This is a genomic window from uncultured Fibrobacter sp. (assembly GCF_946062555.1).
Classification (GTDB): Bacteria; Fibrobacterota; Fibrobacteria; order Fibrobacterales; family Fibrobacteraceae; genus Fibrobacter.
In genome coordinates, this window is the sequence record NZ_CAMGVQ010000076.1 from 1 (window position 1) to 14,956 (window position 14,956).

Annotated in this window: 13 protein-coding genes; 2 read left to right on the plus strand and 11 right to left on the minus strand. The window is 51.9% G+C overall.

Going from position 1 to position 14,956, the window contains the following annotated elements; all coding sequences use genetic code 11:
• Positions 1 to 111: 111 nt before the first annotated feature.
• From Q0P86_RS15120 to Q0P86_RS15135, 5 genes are all read right to left on the minus strand, one after another.
• Positions 112 to 1,005: a hypothetical protein gene (locus Q0P86_RS15120; protein WP_295040605.1), complete on the minus strand. Its 894-nt coding sequence runs from the start codon at positions 1,003 to 1,005 to the stop codon at positions 112 to 114.
• A 261-nt stretch (positions 1,006 to 1,266) separates the two neighbouring features.
• Positions 1,267 to 1,371: an HNH endonuclease signature motif containing protein gene (locus Q0P86_RS16975; protein ID WP_366941329.1), complete on the minus strand. Its 105-nt coding sequence runs from the start codon at positions 1,369 to 1,371 to the stop codon at positions 1,267 to 1,269.
• Between the two features lie 182 nt (positions 1,372 to 1,553).
• On the minus strand, positions 1,554 to 3,668 hold the full coding sequence (locus tag Q0P86_RS15125; RefSeq protein ID WP_295040607.1) for a pectinesterase family protein: 2,115 nt from the start codon (positions 3,666 to 3,668) through the stop codon (positions 1,554 to 1,556).
• Between the two features lie 66 nt (positions 3,669 to 3,734).
• Positions 3,735 to 5,468, minus strand: coding sequence for a pectate lyase (gene pelA / locus Q0P86_RS15130; protein ID WP_295040609.1), 1,734 nt, complete (start codon positions 5,466 to 5,468; stop codon positions 3,735 to 3,737).
• Between the two features lie 261 nt (positions 5,469 to 5,729).
• The gene (locus Q0P86_RS15135) at positions 5,730 to 6,509 is read right to left on the minus strand and encodes a hypothetical protein (RefSeq protein WP_295040611.1); all 780 of its coding nucleotides are present in this window, start codon (positions 6,507 to 6,509) and stop codon (positions 5,730 to 5,732) included.
• Positions 6,510 to 6,613: 104 nt separating this feature from the next.
• On the opposite strand from Q0P86_RS15135, the gene Q0P86_RS15140 reads away from it, so the two are divergent.
• Together Q0P86_RS15140 and Q0P86_RS15145 are read left to right on the plus strand one after the other, a co-directional pair.
• Entirely contained in the window at positions 6,614 to 6,922 is a 309-nt protein-coding gene (locus Q0P86_RS15140) for a hypothetical protein (protein WP_294113549.1), read from the plus strand.
• A 77-nt stretch (positions 6,923 to 6,999) separates the two neighbouring features.
• Positions 7,000 to 9,192, plus strand: a complete 2,193-nt coding sequence (locus Q0P86_RS15145) for an NADP-dependent isocitrate dehydrogenase (RefSeq protein ID WP_295040613.1) — start codon at positions 7,000 to 7,002, stop codon at positions 9,190 to 9,192.
• A 139-nt stretch (positions 9,193 to 9,331) separates the two neighbouring features.
• Here the strand turns inward: Q0P86_RS15145 and plsX are convergent, their stop codons facing one another.
• The 6 genes from plsX to Q0P86_RS15175 form a co-directional block, all read right to left on the minus strand.
• Positions 9,332 to 10,315 carry a phosphate acyltransferase PlsX gene (gene plsX, locus Q0P86_RS15150; protein ID WP_290991395.1) on the minus strand — a complete coding sequence of 328 codons (984 nt, stop codon included), beginning with the start codon at positions 10,313 to 10,315 and terminating at the stop codon, positions 9,332 to 9,334.
• Between the two features lie 31 nt (positions 10,316 to 10,346).
• On the minus strand, positions 10,347 to 10,535 hold the full coding sequence (gene rpmF / locus Q0P86_RS15155) for a 50S ribosomal protein L32 (RefSeq protein ID WP_072800982.1): 189 nt from the start codon (positions 10,533 to 10,535) through the stop codon (positions 10,347 to 10,349).
• 2 nt (positions 10,536 to 10,537) lie between these two features.
• Positions 10,538 to 11,065, minus strand: a complete 528-nt coding sequence (locus Q0P86_RS15160; protein ID WP_294113509.1) for a DUF177 domain-containing protein — start codon at positions 11,063 to 11,065, stop codon at positions 10,538 to 10,540.
• Positions 11,066 to 11,460: 395 nt separating this feature from the next.
• A complete protein-coding gene (gene truA / locus Q0P86_RS15165; protein WP_290991390.1) occupies positions 11,461 to 12,213 on the minus strand; it encodes a tRNA pseudouridine(38-40) synthase TruA in 753 nt (250 codons plus the stop codon).
• On the minus strand, positions 12,213 to 13,202 hold the full coding sequence (locus Q0P86_RS15170) for a hypothetical protein (RefSeq protein ID WP_295040616.1): 990 nt from the start codon (positions 13,200 to 13,202) through the stop codon (positions 12,213 to 12,215). The genes truA and Q0P86_RS15170 overlap by 1 nt, the downstream gene beginning before the upstream one ends.
• A 265-nt stretch (positions 13,203 to 13,467) precedes the next feature.
• A complete protein-coding gene (locus Q0P86_RS15175) occupies positions 13,468 to 14,820 on the minus strand; it encodes a GGDEF domain-containing protein (protein WP_295040618.1) in 1,353 nt (450 codons plus the stop codon).
• Positions 14,821 to 14,956: the final 136 nt, after the last annotated feature.

Below are 14,956 nucleotides of genomic sequence, written 5' to 3' on the forward strand. Positions count from 1 at the left end.
GTAGCAACAGGACATTGTAATTTGTGATACTTTCCATCGGCTTAGGCACTGCCCAAGATTCGCAAACGATCGTAAACACCAACAATAAAGTCAAGTATCTGAACATTATTCTTACTCCAAATTCACAACGGTTTCGTCGTTTTCGTAAAATGTCAAGCCACCACGCCATATAGCCCCAGAGCAAACAACATTGCCGTCAGTTAGGGCACACAAATTAGCATTCGGTCGTAAAACATCACCCCAAAATTCTCCAATGGTAAATTTTATTGGAATATCAATAGTATCAATGTCATTACGCAAAAGAACCGCTTCGAAAGGACGCTCTCCAGACATGAAGCAATACACATCATCACCCCATGCCCGTACATCATCGCACTTCTGAATCCACTTTAAATTTTCATCAAGGCGCTTGAATGTCAAGGTTCCAGCCACTGTATCCAACACCGCATACTGGCAAGTGTCACCTTCCGCATTTAAGAGAGCATTCGTTTTCTGCCCATAAAAGACAATACCAGAAACCCAAATAAGTCCATCTAGCCAAGTTCTCATGCTTTTTATCGCAAATTTTCGACTACACCCTTCCATTTTTACAGAAATTTCATGCACTATCGGCTTTTCACCAAGTTTCCAAAATGAGATTAACTCATCGCCATGCGTTCCCCAAATGACGGAATCAGAAACTTGCCCCTTCACATAGTCAAATTCATCTGTAAAATTGTTTAACGTATCCGTCCATCTGGGACCATCTTCCTGAACCCTGTAATTGAAAACACGGAGACGCTGATGTCCATGCCCTCCAATAGCATAATCAGGAGTTTCCTGCATCCATTCCCTACTATCTGCAACAATTACTAAAGAATCGTCAATAAACCCCACAATACTGGCACTGCCAAAATGATCCGCAAAAACGCGTTCGCCCCACTCCTCATATCCACAATTCCACATGCTCACGCAAGCAAGTGCAGCCAATACAATGACCATCAATCTCTTAATTTCACTTATCATAGGAAGACCTCCTTTGCCACCAATCCAAAGCCCGAAAACAGCTCGGGATACGTGACGACAATCACACGCAAATATACTTTATATTTTGTACAAAATCAAGTACAACGGAGGACGATTTTATCAATCTAGGCGAACTTGCCCAAAACAGGGTGTACGCATCTCGACGGCACCCGCAACCCGCAAGCGATCCAGCCCAACCAAATGTCCATTTTTGTTTTTACCCAATCCTCTTAAATTTCGCTCACTCTCCTATTCTAGCCCCTATTTATCACTTTTCCTTCTGTTGCAATCCCTGCACAGCATTTGACAGTTCGTGTCGATGGTCGGGCCACCATCGCACCATAGCGTGATATGTTCGGTTTCCATTTGCGACAGCTTGAAATATTGTCCGTAAACGCACGAATGGAAAGGTTGCGTTCGTCATGCGTCAACAGGTACGGATAAATTCCTTTTTTGTTGGTCACGTCATCATCCTTGATGAGCCTGGGCGTTGCGGGTGCGGCGATTGAGTACCCGAGCGGGGCTCAGACGCCGCCCCGCAACGCCCGCTACTTCACGCGGATGATTTGCTGGCGGAGCAGGGATCCGTCGCCACGCTGCAGCAAATACATGCCCGCCGCCAAATTTTCGGTGCTTACGGTCGAGCCCGCGGATTCGCGAATCAGCTGTCCCGTCAAGGTAAACAGGCGCACGCGAGTTGTCGGGACCAGTTGCAGACTCGGTGCAGAAAGCCCACGAACGGACGTGGTTTCGTCCGCCTTGATCAAAATCAATTCCAGCTGATCAAGATTAGGGCCATCGTTGCCGCCAATCGTCGCAAAGGTAAAGTAGCTTGCCCCAGCAGGAAGCCTTGCCGCAATTGACAAGGTATCCCAAGTCGTCCAATTCGTGGTTGCCGCAAAAGAAAGAATCTCGGCACTCTTGCAACCGTCAATTCCCGCAGCACACTCGCCCGGTGCTGCTGCCGCCAAACTACGCGCCTTGCCGCTGCCATTTGCATAGCGAATCTCAACCTGGTACTCGCCCGCAACTTCAGCATATACAGGCACCAGAATCGTACTCAAATCGCCGGCGGCAAAGTTCACAAAAGCGGTTCCGTTAAAGCCCGCATTGTTGCTTTCGGCAGCGGCGTTCGTAATGATTCCGTCTTCCACCTGGAACACCGTCGTCCCCTTGGCGGTAAAGCTCGGAATGAGTTCGATGTCACACGCCGCGACGATTTCGGCCGTCGCCTTGCTCGCATCAATATCCGCAACGCTCTTGCCGCTCCAGCCCGCAAAAGTCCAGCCTTCGTTCGGTTCAGCGGTAAAGATTGCAGTCTTTCCTTCCAAGACCTTGTCGCTGCTGAGGTTTGTCGTGACCTTGCCGCCGATGGCGTCGCCAAGTGTCACCTTATAGTAAGTGGCGTTCGCATCGACCGTCGCGACCTCGTTCGAATAGGCTCCGAGGCCGCCCATGCTATTCGCAGCACGCACCGTAATCTTGGTGCCCACCGCGATACCATCGAGCGCGAAACTCGGGGCAACGACATTCGCCTTGTACCTGCCGTTCACGAACACAACCCAAGCGCGAGCATTGTCATCATCGGCCCACACAATTTCGGCACCTTGCTGTTCAATCTTAGGGGCGGAAACCTGCTCCGTCAACTTGGTCGGATCCCAGTTGTCGGAGCCGCCGAGCACGTTCGAAAGCGTATACTTCGCAGCATCGCTTGCGTTCCAAACTGTCTTGAGCGTGGTCGCCGTCGAAGCGTCCTTGCCGCCATTGAAATAAGTCTTGCGCATGCTCGTGTTTACAGAGTTTCCGTCGCCGTCTTTGCTGTTGTATTCGCCAAAGACCTGCGGAGCCGAATTCATATCGGGGCCCCAGCCTTCGGCCTTGGGCTGCGCAATCATTCTTGCGTTCAGGAAGACCGTCTTCGCGTGGCCCCAGGAACGCCCGAGATAGAAAGTTCCATTATAGCTGCTGTTGCTTACCGTGATGGTTGCGTTATTGAATACGTAGCCCCAGTCACCCGGATTTTGCGATGCGGTGATGTATCCGCCGTTTCGGGTCATCACGAGCTTGGTTCCCTCGAAGAACACGTCGCCGCCACCGCAAATAAAGTCAACCGTTCCATCGATTTCGCCACCTTCCCAGTAAGTGCGGCCCTTCTTGGTGTAGTAGGTGTCCTGGCCACTCAAAAGCCGCACATTCTTGTAGATAAACTTGTCGCCTTCGTTCTGTTGCAGCGCCACTTGGCGCGCCGCATTGCCTGAGTTGTAGGAGCCCTTATTCTGCAGGGTAATATCCTGCATGTACATATTATTGTTCTTTGGGAAATAGAGCGTTGCCGTGGTGCTGATACCTTCGGTATCCGTCGTATTCCAAATAATCGTCTTGTCCACCGATTGCCCAACAATAGAGACATTCGATGCCGAAAAAGTCGTCTTGCCGTGTTCATCGCCCGTAAGCTTGGTGATGTCGTATTCGCCATCGGGAACGAAAAGGACAAAGCGATTATTCGCAGATGCCCCCGAAGCGTTTGCCGCCGCAATGGCCGCCTTGAAGTCGCCATCGACTCCAAGTACAAAATCAATCTTCTTTTTTTCGACAGCGGAGGCAGAAATAGCGAGACCTAAAGTCGCAAGTAGACAGATTTTTGATGTAACACTATTCAACATAAAACCATTCCTTTCTTCCTTGTCATGCCGGGCTTGACCCGGCATCTCCTTTTCTACTAAAGGGCGCTACCTCTTTCCATTCACTTTAAACACTTTCCCGTTCGATTTTTTCAGGTAAACGCCTGCGGCGTTGTCACGGCTACCGAAATCTACGTAGTAGCGGTTGGCTCTTGTCGGGGAGGCCTGTACCGAGCGAACTCCGATAACAGTCGTTGAATCTTCGCCGAGTTCCTTTTTGCCCACGTACAAATCAGCATTCATCCAGCCAATGTAATCGATGTTTGCCATGCCGTCTTTCGAGGTGCTTACGAACTTGAATTCGCTGTAACCGGTATCCAGTTCGATTTCCACCGACTGCGTTTTCCAAGTTGTCCAGGCGCCGGTCGATTCCATGTTGCCGTCGGACAAAAGCGTCTTGTCGTCCACGCTGATGTTGTAACCGCGACCAGAGCTACCGCCGTTTGCAAAGCTGATGTACAGCGTGTACTTGCCCGCCTTGGCTGCGGTTACGCCGTAAGTCACGTAACTACCCGTTTCGTTATCCACATTCGCGTAGCCCTCGCCCACAAAGCCCTTATTCGTTGTTTCCTTGACCCCCTTGATGTCCGCGAAATTCACGCCATCGATGTACGTCTTGCAGGTATCGCTCCCGCACATGGCCGCCGGAGGAGGCGGTTCCACAGAAGTACCCGTCGCCTTTTCAAGCGCTTCCAAATATGCGGCTTCCGTCGAAAGGATTGCGCTGCCGTAGTCGCCCGCCCACTGGTAACCCGTGCGGCGTTCCTCGCTGATTTTCATAAAGTCCTGCGTCTTGGTGCTGGCCCCGTCGCGGTCGCAGTAGAAGTAGTCATCGCTATTCACTTCATAAAAGCGGAACCACAGCGAAGAGCCCGACTTGTCTACAACGCCGGCCGTCTTGCTAAAGGCCTTGTCTTTCAACCTGTTTTTCTTATACCAGGCAATAGCCCCCTTGACCGCCTTCTGGATTTCTTCGGTCTGTTTCGGCCAGTTCATCAGGAACCACACCACGCCCATGGATTCGTTGCCGGACTTGCTAGGGAGTTCGTAGGCGCGAGCACCCACCGGAACAAGGCTGTTCGTGTCATGCTGAGCGCACCACACCGTCAGATTTCCGTTGTTCACAATCTGCGCCTTGAGCAAGTAGTCAATCGCCTTGTCTAGCGCGCCCTGCATCTTGCTGCGAGTAGTCTCGTCAATGATATCGGAATCAAACGGAGACATCTTGTTTGCAATATCCATCATGGTGACTATTGCACGAATCATGGCGTTGTCGTTCAGCGTAATCTGGTCTGAATAGTTGCCGCGCTTGGGCCACACCTGCGGAAGCCCGCCCTTGGAACGCTGCATGGTCAGCAAAAAGTTCACTGCCTTGTTGAAGCTCGTCTTAAAAGCGATCTTGTAATTGTTGTTAGTTGTCTCCTTGTAACGCACTGCCAGCAAGCGCATTTCTTGAATAGTCGCGTTGTTGTCGATCGTGCCGAGGTCGCCACCATCCTTGGCGCGCCATTCCGACTTTTGTCCGCCGGAGTAGGCACTCTTGTACTTGTCGGCCATCGCCTTGTAAAAACCGCCGTTTTCAATCTGCCACGTGGTCATGTTGTAGGTGTACTGGTCGATATCCATACTGCCCGCGGCTTTGGTTAGTTCCGAATAACCGCGATAAGAATTAATCCTCGAAACAGCCATCGAAGGGGGAACATAATCCGCCGCAAACGACGACACCGCAAACATCAAACCGAACGCGCTCATGACCGGCGCAGGCAACTTCCAAACACTCATAAATTCCTCTTTGCGGCAAATCGCACCGCGCAAACCTTATAGGAATCTATGTTATTTCTATGTCATAAGCAATGGATTAGATAAAAATTTTACCTAAAAAAGTCACTTTTCTTTCTAATTTTAGTCCACAATTTTAGCGCAATCAAGCACTCCATTCTCTTTTTTTTAAATTTTACAAAAATAGATGTCAACATTAGAAAAATACCGCCACCAAACTTTAAGCCTGTTGCCGCTTCGGAATGGAAACATTCCAAGAAAATTTTAAATTTTCGATACTTTGATTGTAAACTTGTTTGTACTCGCGATGGAAACGGCATCATCCCATGTCGTTCCTGAATATCCGTCCACAGCATAGACCTCTACGACCATATTATAGACTGTCCCGTTGAACGCCCTGAATGCCCCCAGAGACCAAATTCCCGAACTAAATCCGATTACAATGTTTTCCCATCCATCCGATGCAATCTGAATCACAAATTGGTCCAGAGCCGCCGAGTTTTTCCCTATGTAGCTTGCTGGTTCGACCGTACTAATGGCTCGGATATCACCGGTCCACGAAATGAGCGATGGATGGCCGGTGATCTTATCGAGATACGGATAGAGGTGTTCCTTTACGAGACGATCTATATCGCCACGCACGAACTGCTGCACATCTTTTTTCAGAGTAACAAGAACCAGCGCTCCATCAGTTAGGTCATAATCAAAAGTAAGCGTGACGGTCGTATCGGCGGAGGACCTGGTAAACGTATAGGAATAATAATTGACGGAGGTTTCGACAATCTTACTTTCAAACCCCCGTTGGATCATGCCCTCCGTGAATTCGTTTAGGGTTGCCGCCGTCATGGAGGTAAGGTTATCCGCATCGCAATATTGCGCTCCAGTCTCGTAGGTGAGCATGTCAGACCACCTGATATTCGATTCAGGCAAAATATCAGCAAGGGAACAGCGTTCCTCATCGGACCCAGTGGAGGAGCTTTCGCCACATGCGGCCATTATGCAGCACAGCACTGCCAAGGATATTACGGCATCGATTTTCTTCATAATCGGGTTCCTTATCTTTGTTAAATATATATAAATATTAAACAATAACAATCAACAAAGTGTTTTTTTTCTTATATTTTATCAAACACAACCAAGAGGTTCTTATGAAAATACAGAAATTCACGGCAATCGCTATAGTACTTGGCTCCATAGCCCTTTTAACTGGCTGCATGGGCAAAGCCGCCGCCAGCTACTGGGATGGTAAAAAATTCAGCATTCTGGAAAGCCATTGGGGCGCACCCACGGAGACCAGACAGAACGACGACGGATCTACGACCGCCATTTTCCGCGCCGGTGACGACTGCACGGCGACCTTCAACATGGATGCCCAGGGAGTCATTCTGAACCACGACATCGTGGGCGGCTCGTGCAGCTACGATGCCTACAACCGCTTGTTGAACATCGAGCATTAGTCCAGTCCCCGATTAGATTCTTGTACAATGTGCGGAAACGATTTTTCGTTTTCGCCTTTTTCTATCTTTACCCCCGTATGAATACCAAGATTTACTATACCCTTACCGACGAGTCGCCTTTTTTGGCAACACAGTCCCTGCTTCCTATTGTCCGCGGTTTTGCTAAGGCGGCCGATATCGATGTGGAAACCAAGAACATTTCCTTGCCCGGCCGTATCCTGGCCGCTTTCGGCAAGGCGAGCGACGACCTGGATTTCCTGGGCAAGCTCACGCTGGACCCGAGCGCAAACATCATCAAGCTTCCGAACATTTCGGCGTCCGTGCCGCAGCTCAAGGCCGCTATCGCCGAACTCCAGAAGAACGGTTTCGATGTGCCCGACTATCCGGATGCTCCGGCGAACGACGAAGAAAAGGCCATCCGCGCCAAGTACGACAAGGTGAAGGGTTCCGCCGTGAACCCGGTGCTGCGCCAGGGCAACTCCGACCGCCGCGCACCCAAGGCGGTGAAGAACTACGCCCGCAACAATCCGCATAGCAACGGCGTGTGGAATGAATCGGTGAAGACCCATGTTTCCAGCATGTCCGCGAACGACTTCTACGGCAACGAAAAGTCCATCACGCTTGCGAAGGCCGACACTTTCAAGATTGAATTTGTTGCTGAAGATGGATCCGTCACGGAACTGCGTGCAGCCAAGCCGCTTTTGGAAGGTGAAATTCTCGATGCCACCGTGATGCGCATGGCCGCCCTCGAAAAGTTCATCGCCGAACAGATGGCCGACGCCAAGGCGAAGGGTGTGCTGTTCTCGGTGCACCTGAAGGCCACCATGATGAAGGTGTCCGACCCGGTGCTATTCGGTGCATTCGTTCGCGTATTCTTCAAGGACGTGTTCGCGAAATACGCCGACCTGTTCAAGGAACTCGGAATCGATGCGAACAACGGTCTCGGTGACTTGTACAAGCGCCTGGAAGGTAATGCTAAGGAAGCTGAAGTCAAGGCCGCCATTGACGCCGCACTCGCTGCGGGCCCGGATCTCGCCATGGTCGATTCCGCCAAGGGAATCACCAACCTGCACGTTCCGAGCGACATCATCATCGATGCCTCGATGCCCGCAATGATCCGCAACTCCGGTTGCATGTGGAACAAGGAAGGCAAACTGCAAGAAGTAAAGGCCTGTGTTCCGGACCGTTGCTACGCCGGCATCTACGAAGCCGCGATTGATTTCTGCAAGAAGAACGGCGCCTTCGACCCGAAAACGATGGGCACGGTACCGAACGTCGGCCTTATGGCCCAAGGCGCCGAAGAATACGGCAGCCACGACAAGACCTTTATCGCTAAGGGTAAGGGCGTCATCCGCGCCGTGAATGCAAACGGCGAAGTGCTGTTGCAGCAGGATGTAGAAGCCGGCGACATCTACCGTATGTGCCAGGCGAAAGACGCCCCCATCCGCGACTGGGTCAAGCTCGCCGTCACGCGCGCCCGCGTCTCTAACACACCGGCCATTTTCTGGCTCGACCCGCAGCGCGCCCATGACCGCGAAATCCAGAAGAAGGTGGAAGTTTATCTGAAGGACCACGACCTCTCCGGTCTCAGCATCAAGATTATGAGCCCGAAGGACGCCATCGTGGAAACCATGACCCGTGCAAAGGCCGGTCTCGACACCATCAGCGTCACGGGCAACGTTATGCGCGACTACCTCACCGACCTGTTCCCGATTCTCGAAGTCGGAACCTCCGCCAAGATGCTCAGCATCGTGCCGCTCATGGCTGGCGGCGGACTCTTCGAAACGGGTGCAGGTGGCTCCGCTCCCAAGCAGGTGCAGCAGTTCCTCGCCGAAAATTACCTCCGCTGGGATTCCCTAGGCGAATACTTCGCGCTGGTGCCCGCCTTCGAACAGGTCGCCTCGACAACCGGTAACGCCAAGGCTAAAGTCCTTGCCGACACACTCGACGAGGCGAACGGCAAGATTCTTGAATTCAACCGCACGCCGGCCCGCAAGATTGGCGAACTCGACAACCGCGGCTCACACTTCTACCTCGCTCTCTACTGGTCGCAGGCGCTTGCCGCCCAGAAGGACGACGCCGAACTTGCTGCCAAGTTCGCCCCGGTTGCGAAGGCCCTCGCTGAAAACGAGCAGAAGATTGTCGCCGCGTTTGCCAACCAGCAGGGCAAACCCGCCGACATCGGCGGCTATTATCTGCCGAAGCCGGAACTCCTGAAAAAGTGGATGCGCCCGGTCGCCGAATTCAACGCCGTCATCGACGCACTGTAATTCACGCTATCATTCGCGCGCCACAAGCGACGCATTAAAACAAACGCCCCCGTTCCGGAGGCGTTCTTCTTTATACAAAAAAGAACCCCGAAATGAATCGGGGCTCCTGAAACCTGGTTTCTAACAAGCTAACTAGAGCTTACTTTGCTTCGGAGGGTTCATCCTTGATAGCGAGCAGGCGTTCGTTGATGTTCTTCGAGACACCCTTTTCGGCATACTTGGCAGCCACTTCCACAGCCTTTTCGATAGCGAGAGCATCGGAGCGACCATGAGCGATAATACCGGTGCCGTTCAGGCCAAGCAACAAGGCGCCACCCGTCATGCGGTAGTCCCACATTTCGTCGAAGCGGCGACCATTCGGGGTATCGATAACACCGAACATCTTCTTGTGCAGTTCGTAGAAGCCTTCGAGCATCTTCAGAACCACGTTACCCGTATAACCAGAAGTCACGACCACGTCGGCGACACCTTCAATGAGGGTTTCACCTTCGATGTTACCGATAAAGTTTACCGGGGCGGTCTTCAGCAACTGGTAAGCTTCCTGCAGCACAGCCGGACCCTTGTGTTCTTCTTCGCCCATATTGAGGAGGCCAACCTTCGGCTTTTCGTAACCGAAGTAGGTCTCGGCGAAAGCGGAACCTGCAATGGCGAAATCCACCAGGGTAGCAGCGCGTTCGTCGACGTTAGCACCGGCATCGACCAAGATGATCGGACGGTCTGCAGTCGGAATCACGCAGCCGATAGGCGGACGGCTAAATTTGTCTGTAGTGCGACCAAGAAGCATAAGGCAGCTTGCCATCATGGCGCCAGAGTTACCGGCACTCACGGAGGCGTCTACCATCCCCTTCTTCTGCAAGGCAACGCAAGTCACCAGGCCGGAATGGGGCTTTTTCTTGAGCACTTCGACAGGATGTTCATCCATGGCCACCGGATCCGGCGCATCGACCACGGAAATGCCTTTGCCAGCATAGCCAAGCTTTTCGAGCTTAGCCTTGACCTCGGCCTCCGGTCCGCACAGAACCACGTGCAGGTTGGCATTCTTGTTGACGGCGTTAACCGCACCTTCAATCACTACGTCCGGGGCGAAATCGCCACCGAGAGCATCAAGAGCAACTTTAACCATGGACATCTCCTTACAACAGTAGAACCGTTAATTAGGCTTCGGCATCCTTCATGTTGATCACTTCGACACCATTGTAGTAACCGCAAACCGGGCACACGCGGTGCGGGCGCTTCACGGAACCGCAATGATCGCAGGTAGCCATAGCGGGCACTTCCATCTTCCAGTGGGTGCGACGCTTGTCACGACGGGCGGTCGAGGTTTTTCTTTTAGGTACTGCCATTTTTAACTCCTATTTTCCATTTTGCTCTTAAGAGCCTTGAGTTTTTCCCAACGGGGGTCCATGGGTTTTTCGCCCGAGTCACCACCGTCGGCTTGATTGTTTGTTACAAAGATAAAATCTTCGTCAGGATTTTTCACGGGTGCGACTGGTTCTTGCAATATAACCAGCTGTCGGATACACTCGGAAACATCTACGAAGCTCTGCCCCTGGGGAATCTGATAGGCAAAGACGTCAACATCGTCTTCGTCCAGTTCCTGTTTGACCGCCTGGGTACGCGTCACCTCGATTACGACTTCGGTCGTAAAGGGGCGGTCGAACGGCTCCAGGGTGCGGGAGCAGGTCAGAGTTTGCACTCCGGAGACTGTACCGGTCACAAGGCACTTGCTTTCGCCTTCGGGGCTTACCAACACCTCGGCTACCAGGTCGCCCTTGAGGTGCAGTTCGTCGAAGATTTCGGGGGCATCGGAGCGGGACCAGACCACCCGGCGGTCTTCGGAATCAACAAGTTTTTGTGCGATATCTAATCTCAAAGTAGCCCAAATTTAGTAAAAAGCGCATTACAAGTCAAATTACAAAGCTATTTAGGCGTCGATTTTTTGCAACCAGCAGGACCATATGTCGAAAAACAAATCCCTTGCCTACTCAGCAAAGACTGCTCCCATGTCTTGGAGTCCTCCGCAAAAAACACCTCTGGGGATTGACTCTGGGGATTCATGCCCGTCCACTGCATTTTCACAGCAAATCGAGTCAGATTCGTTCCAATTGAACGATCATTATCAGAAAATCACCTTATCGCCTTCTTAATCATAATAGAACCCCTTTGCTGGAGGTTTTATGATACTTAATATAAAGTAAATATTTACAAAGTAATTTTTGTAGCAAGAATGCAATATTCCGGCATGGAATATTATTATTCGTAAAACCACTAGTAGTCGCGATACTCGACATTCTGCAGAACCAGGCCCTGTGGAGGCGCCCAGGTGCGTTCACCCTTGAAATTTTTCTCAAAGATGCGATTTACGGTCCCTAGGGGGTACCGTCCGCGACCGACGTCAAACAACGTGCCGACCATGGCGCGCACCTGGCGGTGCAAAAAGCGGTTTCCCTTGATGTGGAACATACAGCTCCAGTCACTCAGCCTTTCGAGCCTAAATTCCGTCAGGATACAGTCCGTCGGCTTGCCATCGTTCCGAGGAATGCAGAAATCAATAAAGTCGTGTTCTCCCAGAAAAGATTCCGCCTCTTTCTCCATCGATTCCAGATCCAGGTTCAACGAGCCGCATTCCCAACCGAAATCGCGCATCAGCGCCACGGGTCGAGTAAAAATCGTGTACTGGTAATAACGGCAAAGTGCATCGTAACGCGAATGGAAATCCGGAGCGCAGGGTTCCAAGTCGCGGATGCGAATCAGCCGCTTGGTCAACCCGTTAATGGAACGTTCCAGCCTGGCGCAGTCTATTTCACCGTCAAAGTCAAAGTGGACACATTGGCCACGCGCATGCACTCCCGTATCGGTACGGCCTGATCCCGTAATGCGGACAGGAGTTCTCAGGGCAATAGCGAGCGCTTCTTCCAGCGCAGACTGAACCGTGACAAACTTTGTCTTTCCACCTTCGTTCTGGGCTTGCCAGCCGTAAAAGGCCGATCCCAGATATTCGCAACGAAAGCGGTATCGCATTAGCCCATGGCTTCCTTAATGACAGCTTCGACCTTTTCCTGAGAAATCTTCAGGCTAGACGCAATAGCGGACGCCGGGAAACCGCGACGGGACATCTGCAAAATTTTCACTTTCTCGTTCGACTCGCGGTCAAAGCGGGTGATCTCGAGAGGGCTTTTCACCTGCAAGTTCGGGTCTCCGGTCATATTGCGACTCTGCGCACGCAGTTTCATGGTGCGTTCACGGGACAGCCCGCGAGGCGCGCGCAACACATCGGAAAGATTCTGCATCGCAGAGGTGATGCGCTCCTTGGCGGTCGGTCTAAGCGTCGGCTTGGAATCCGGGGCGCCCGTCAGGATCTTGTTTTCGGGAACGCCGTTTTCATCTTCAAAGACGACCTTCGGTTCCGGAGTTTCGTTCGAAGCAGCAGGAGCAGCGGCGGGAGCTACCGACTGCATAGCCGCTTCGGCTTCGCGCTTTTGCTGGGCCGCGGCATAGGCTTCGACATCAGCTATAATCGAACGCTTTTCACGACGCGGACGCGGAGGAATCGTAGCATCATCAAGTCCGGCCTTAGTTTCCTTGAAGCGTTCCGCCTTGATGGCTTCCATACGGCGCGTAATAATTTCCTGACGCTTGCGCAAAATCAATACCAACACCACCACGCAAATTGCAATCGCCGCAACACCGACGATTATCCACTTGACCGTGTCGAAGGAAAGCGGCACTCCACCAACCGTCGACACCTCTTCGGGAGATTGTTCCGGAGCAGAACGCATAGCAGAAAGCTGTTCCCAGGCCGAATCAAGCTGCAGGCGAATTTCAACCAGACGATCAGGACTCGTGCGGGAATTCCACAAAGCCTGTTCAAGGGAGTCAATCCTAGCACGGGAAGACAAGTAAGCTTCGGCGTCAAACGACGAACGCACACCCGAACCATCGATGGTCAAGAAAGCCACGAGGGAACAGGTCAGCACGAGCAACACTAATGGCGCAATAAACTTTTTCATATGTAACAAGATAGCAATATTTCCAAAAGCAAGCCAAATTTTGCTAGACAGAAGGCTTTAAATCGATGTTTGAACAGGAGTTCCATCGTTGTGAATCGTTGTAAAAATCACAACGATTTGTTTCAGACGCACACGAAAAAGTGGTCAAGGGGATTGTTTTTTTTCTAATTTAAGAGTCAAGAACTCTTTGTTCTCCTCCTAACCCCCAAAAAGCACAGCTGACGCAAGTCAGCTGTGTTTTTGTTTTTCAATGTCTTGATTTGATTTAGGATTTTTTAGGCAGGGAGTCGGCGAGAACGACCCTGTTACCCGCGGCCTCGATCGCCATGTGCATCGAGGCTCCCGCCGTATAGAGCAACGTGTTCGCATCGCCCGCATGCACCGGCATCACAGAGACGCCCACGCTGAGGGAGGTCGAGAGGATGGCGTCACCGTATGCAATCTGCAACTGGGAAATTTCGTTGCGGATTTTTTCGGCACGCTGACGCGTAATCTTGAGATCTGCCCCCGGCAGAATAACGCAGAAAACTTCACCTTCGTAACGGCAGGGAATATCTTCGGAGCGCACGTAACCGGGAAGACGCTGGCCCAGTTCCCACAGCAACTGCTCAACCGCATGGCGACCCTTGCTCTGCAAGATGTCCACAATGGCATCGGGATACAGCATGATAAGGCCAATCGGACTGTTATGGCGAATCGCGGCAGAGACTTCACGCGCCAGGGATTCTTCCATGTAGCGGCGATTGAACAGGCCCGTCAAGCTGTCGCGGATACTCTGCTGCTTGAAACGGATGTTCAGGTTCTGGTTCGCCACATACTGGCCGAAAGTAGTCGCAACGATACTCACCTTGGCATGCCAATCGTCCATCGATTCGTTATCGGGAAGGGCATCCGTCTGCACCGACAAGATTCCGAAATGTTCCTCGATTCCCTCAATCGGCGCGCAGAAGGAAACGCCGTGCGGGTGGTGGTGCAAATGGGTGCATCCACCTGTCAGGTTCGGATTGGAGTAGTCCGAGATAACAATATCGCCTGCATCGAAGCTGGCGCATTCCGCCGGACGGATGACATCGTCGCTAATCATATAGCCGCCGAAGGAAAGCACCTTGTGCAGGTCGGTCTGCGTCCCGGCATACATATAGAGGATTCCGGAGGCGTTCGGGAAAAGCTTCGGCAGCAGTTCTTCCAGCGCCTTGACCACCTCGGGAACCGGCCGGTCCTTCAAAAGGCCGCGCGCGTACTTGCGCCAGGCTTCCAGCGGGAAACCAACGCGGAGTGTAACTTCTTCGATTTTCTTCAAGGCTTCTTTTGCGGGAACCGCACCCTTCGGAAGCGGTAAATCTTCGGGTTCAGGTTCGGGTTTCTCGTTTACGGGCATCCTTGTCGCAAGGTCGAACCGTTCACCTTTAATGGAATTGAGCGTTTCGGTGAATTCGACTTCGGCATTTTCGACCTTCTTGCGGCAGATAGAGAACAGGACGAAGCCGAGGACCACGCCCCACGCCCCGATAAAGAAGAACTTTCCGCCGATAGAGAGACTCGTTTCGGGAACGAAATACGCAACGACGACCCCGGCAATGAATGCAACCAGCCAAAAGAAATAAGAAACCATACTCATGTCCATAAATGTAGTTAAAGAAATTCGGTATTCGGACTCCAGAATTCGGAATTGATATAAAATAAATCTAAATTTGCCTTTATGACCATTCTCGAAAAAATTGCGTTAGCTCTCCCTGCCGTTGAATCCCCCGCCC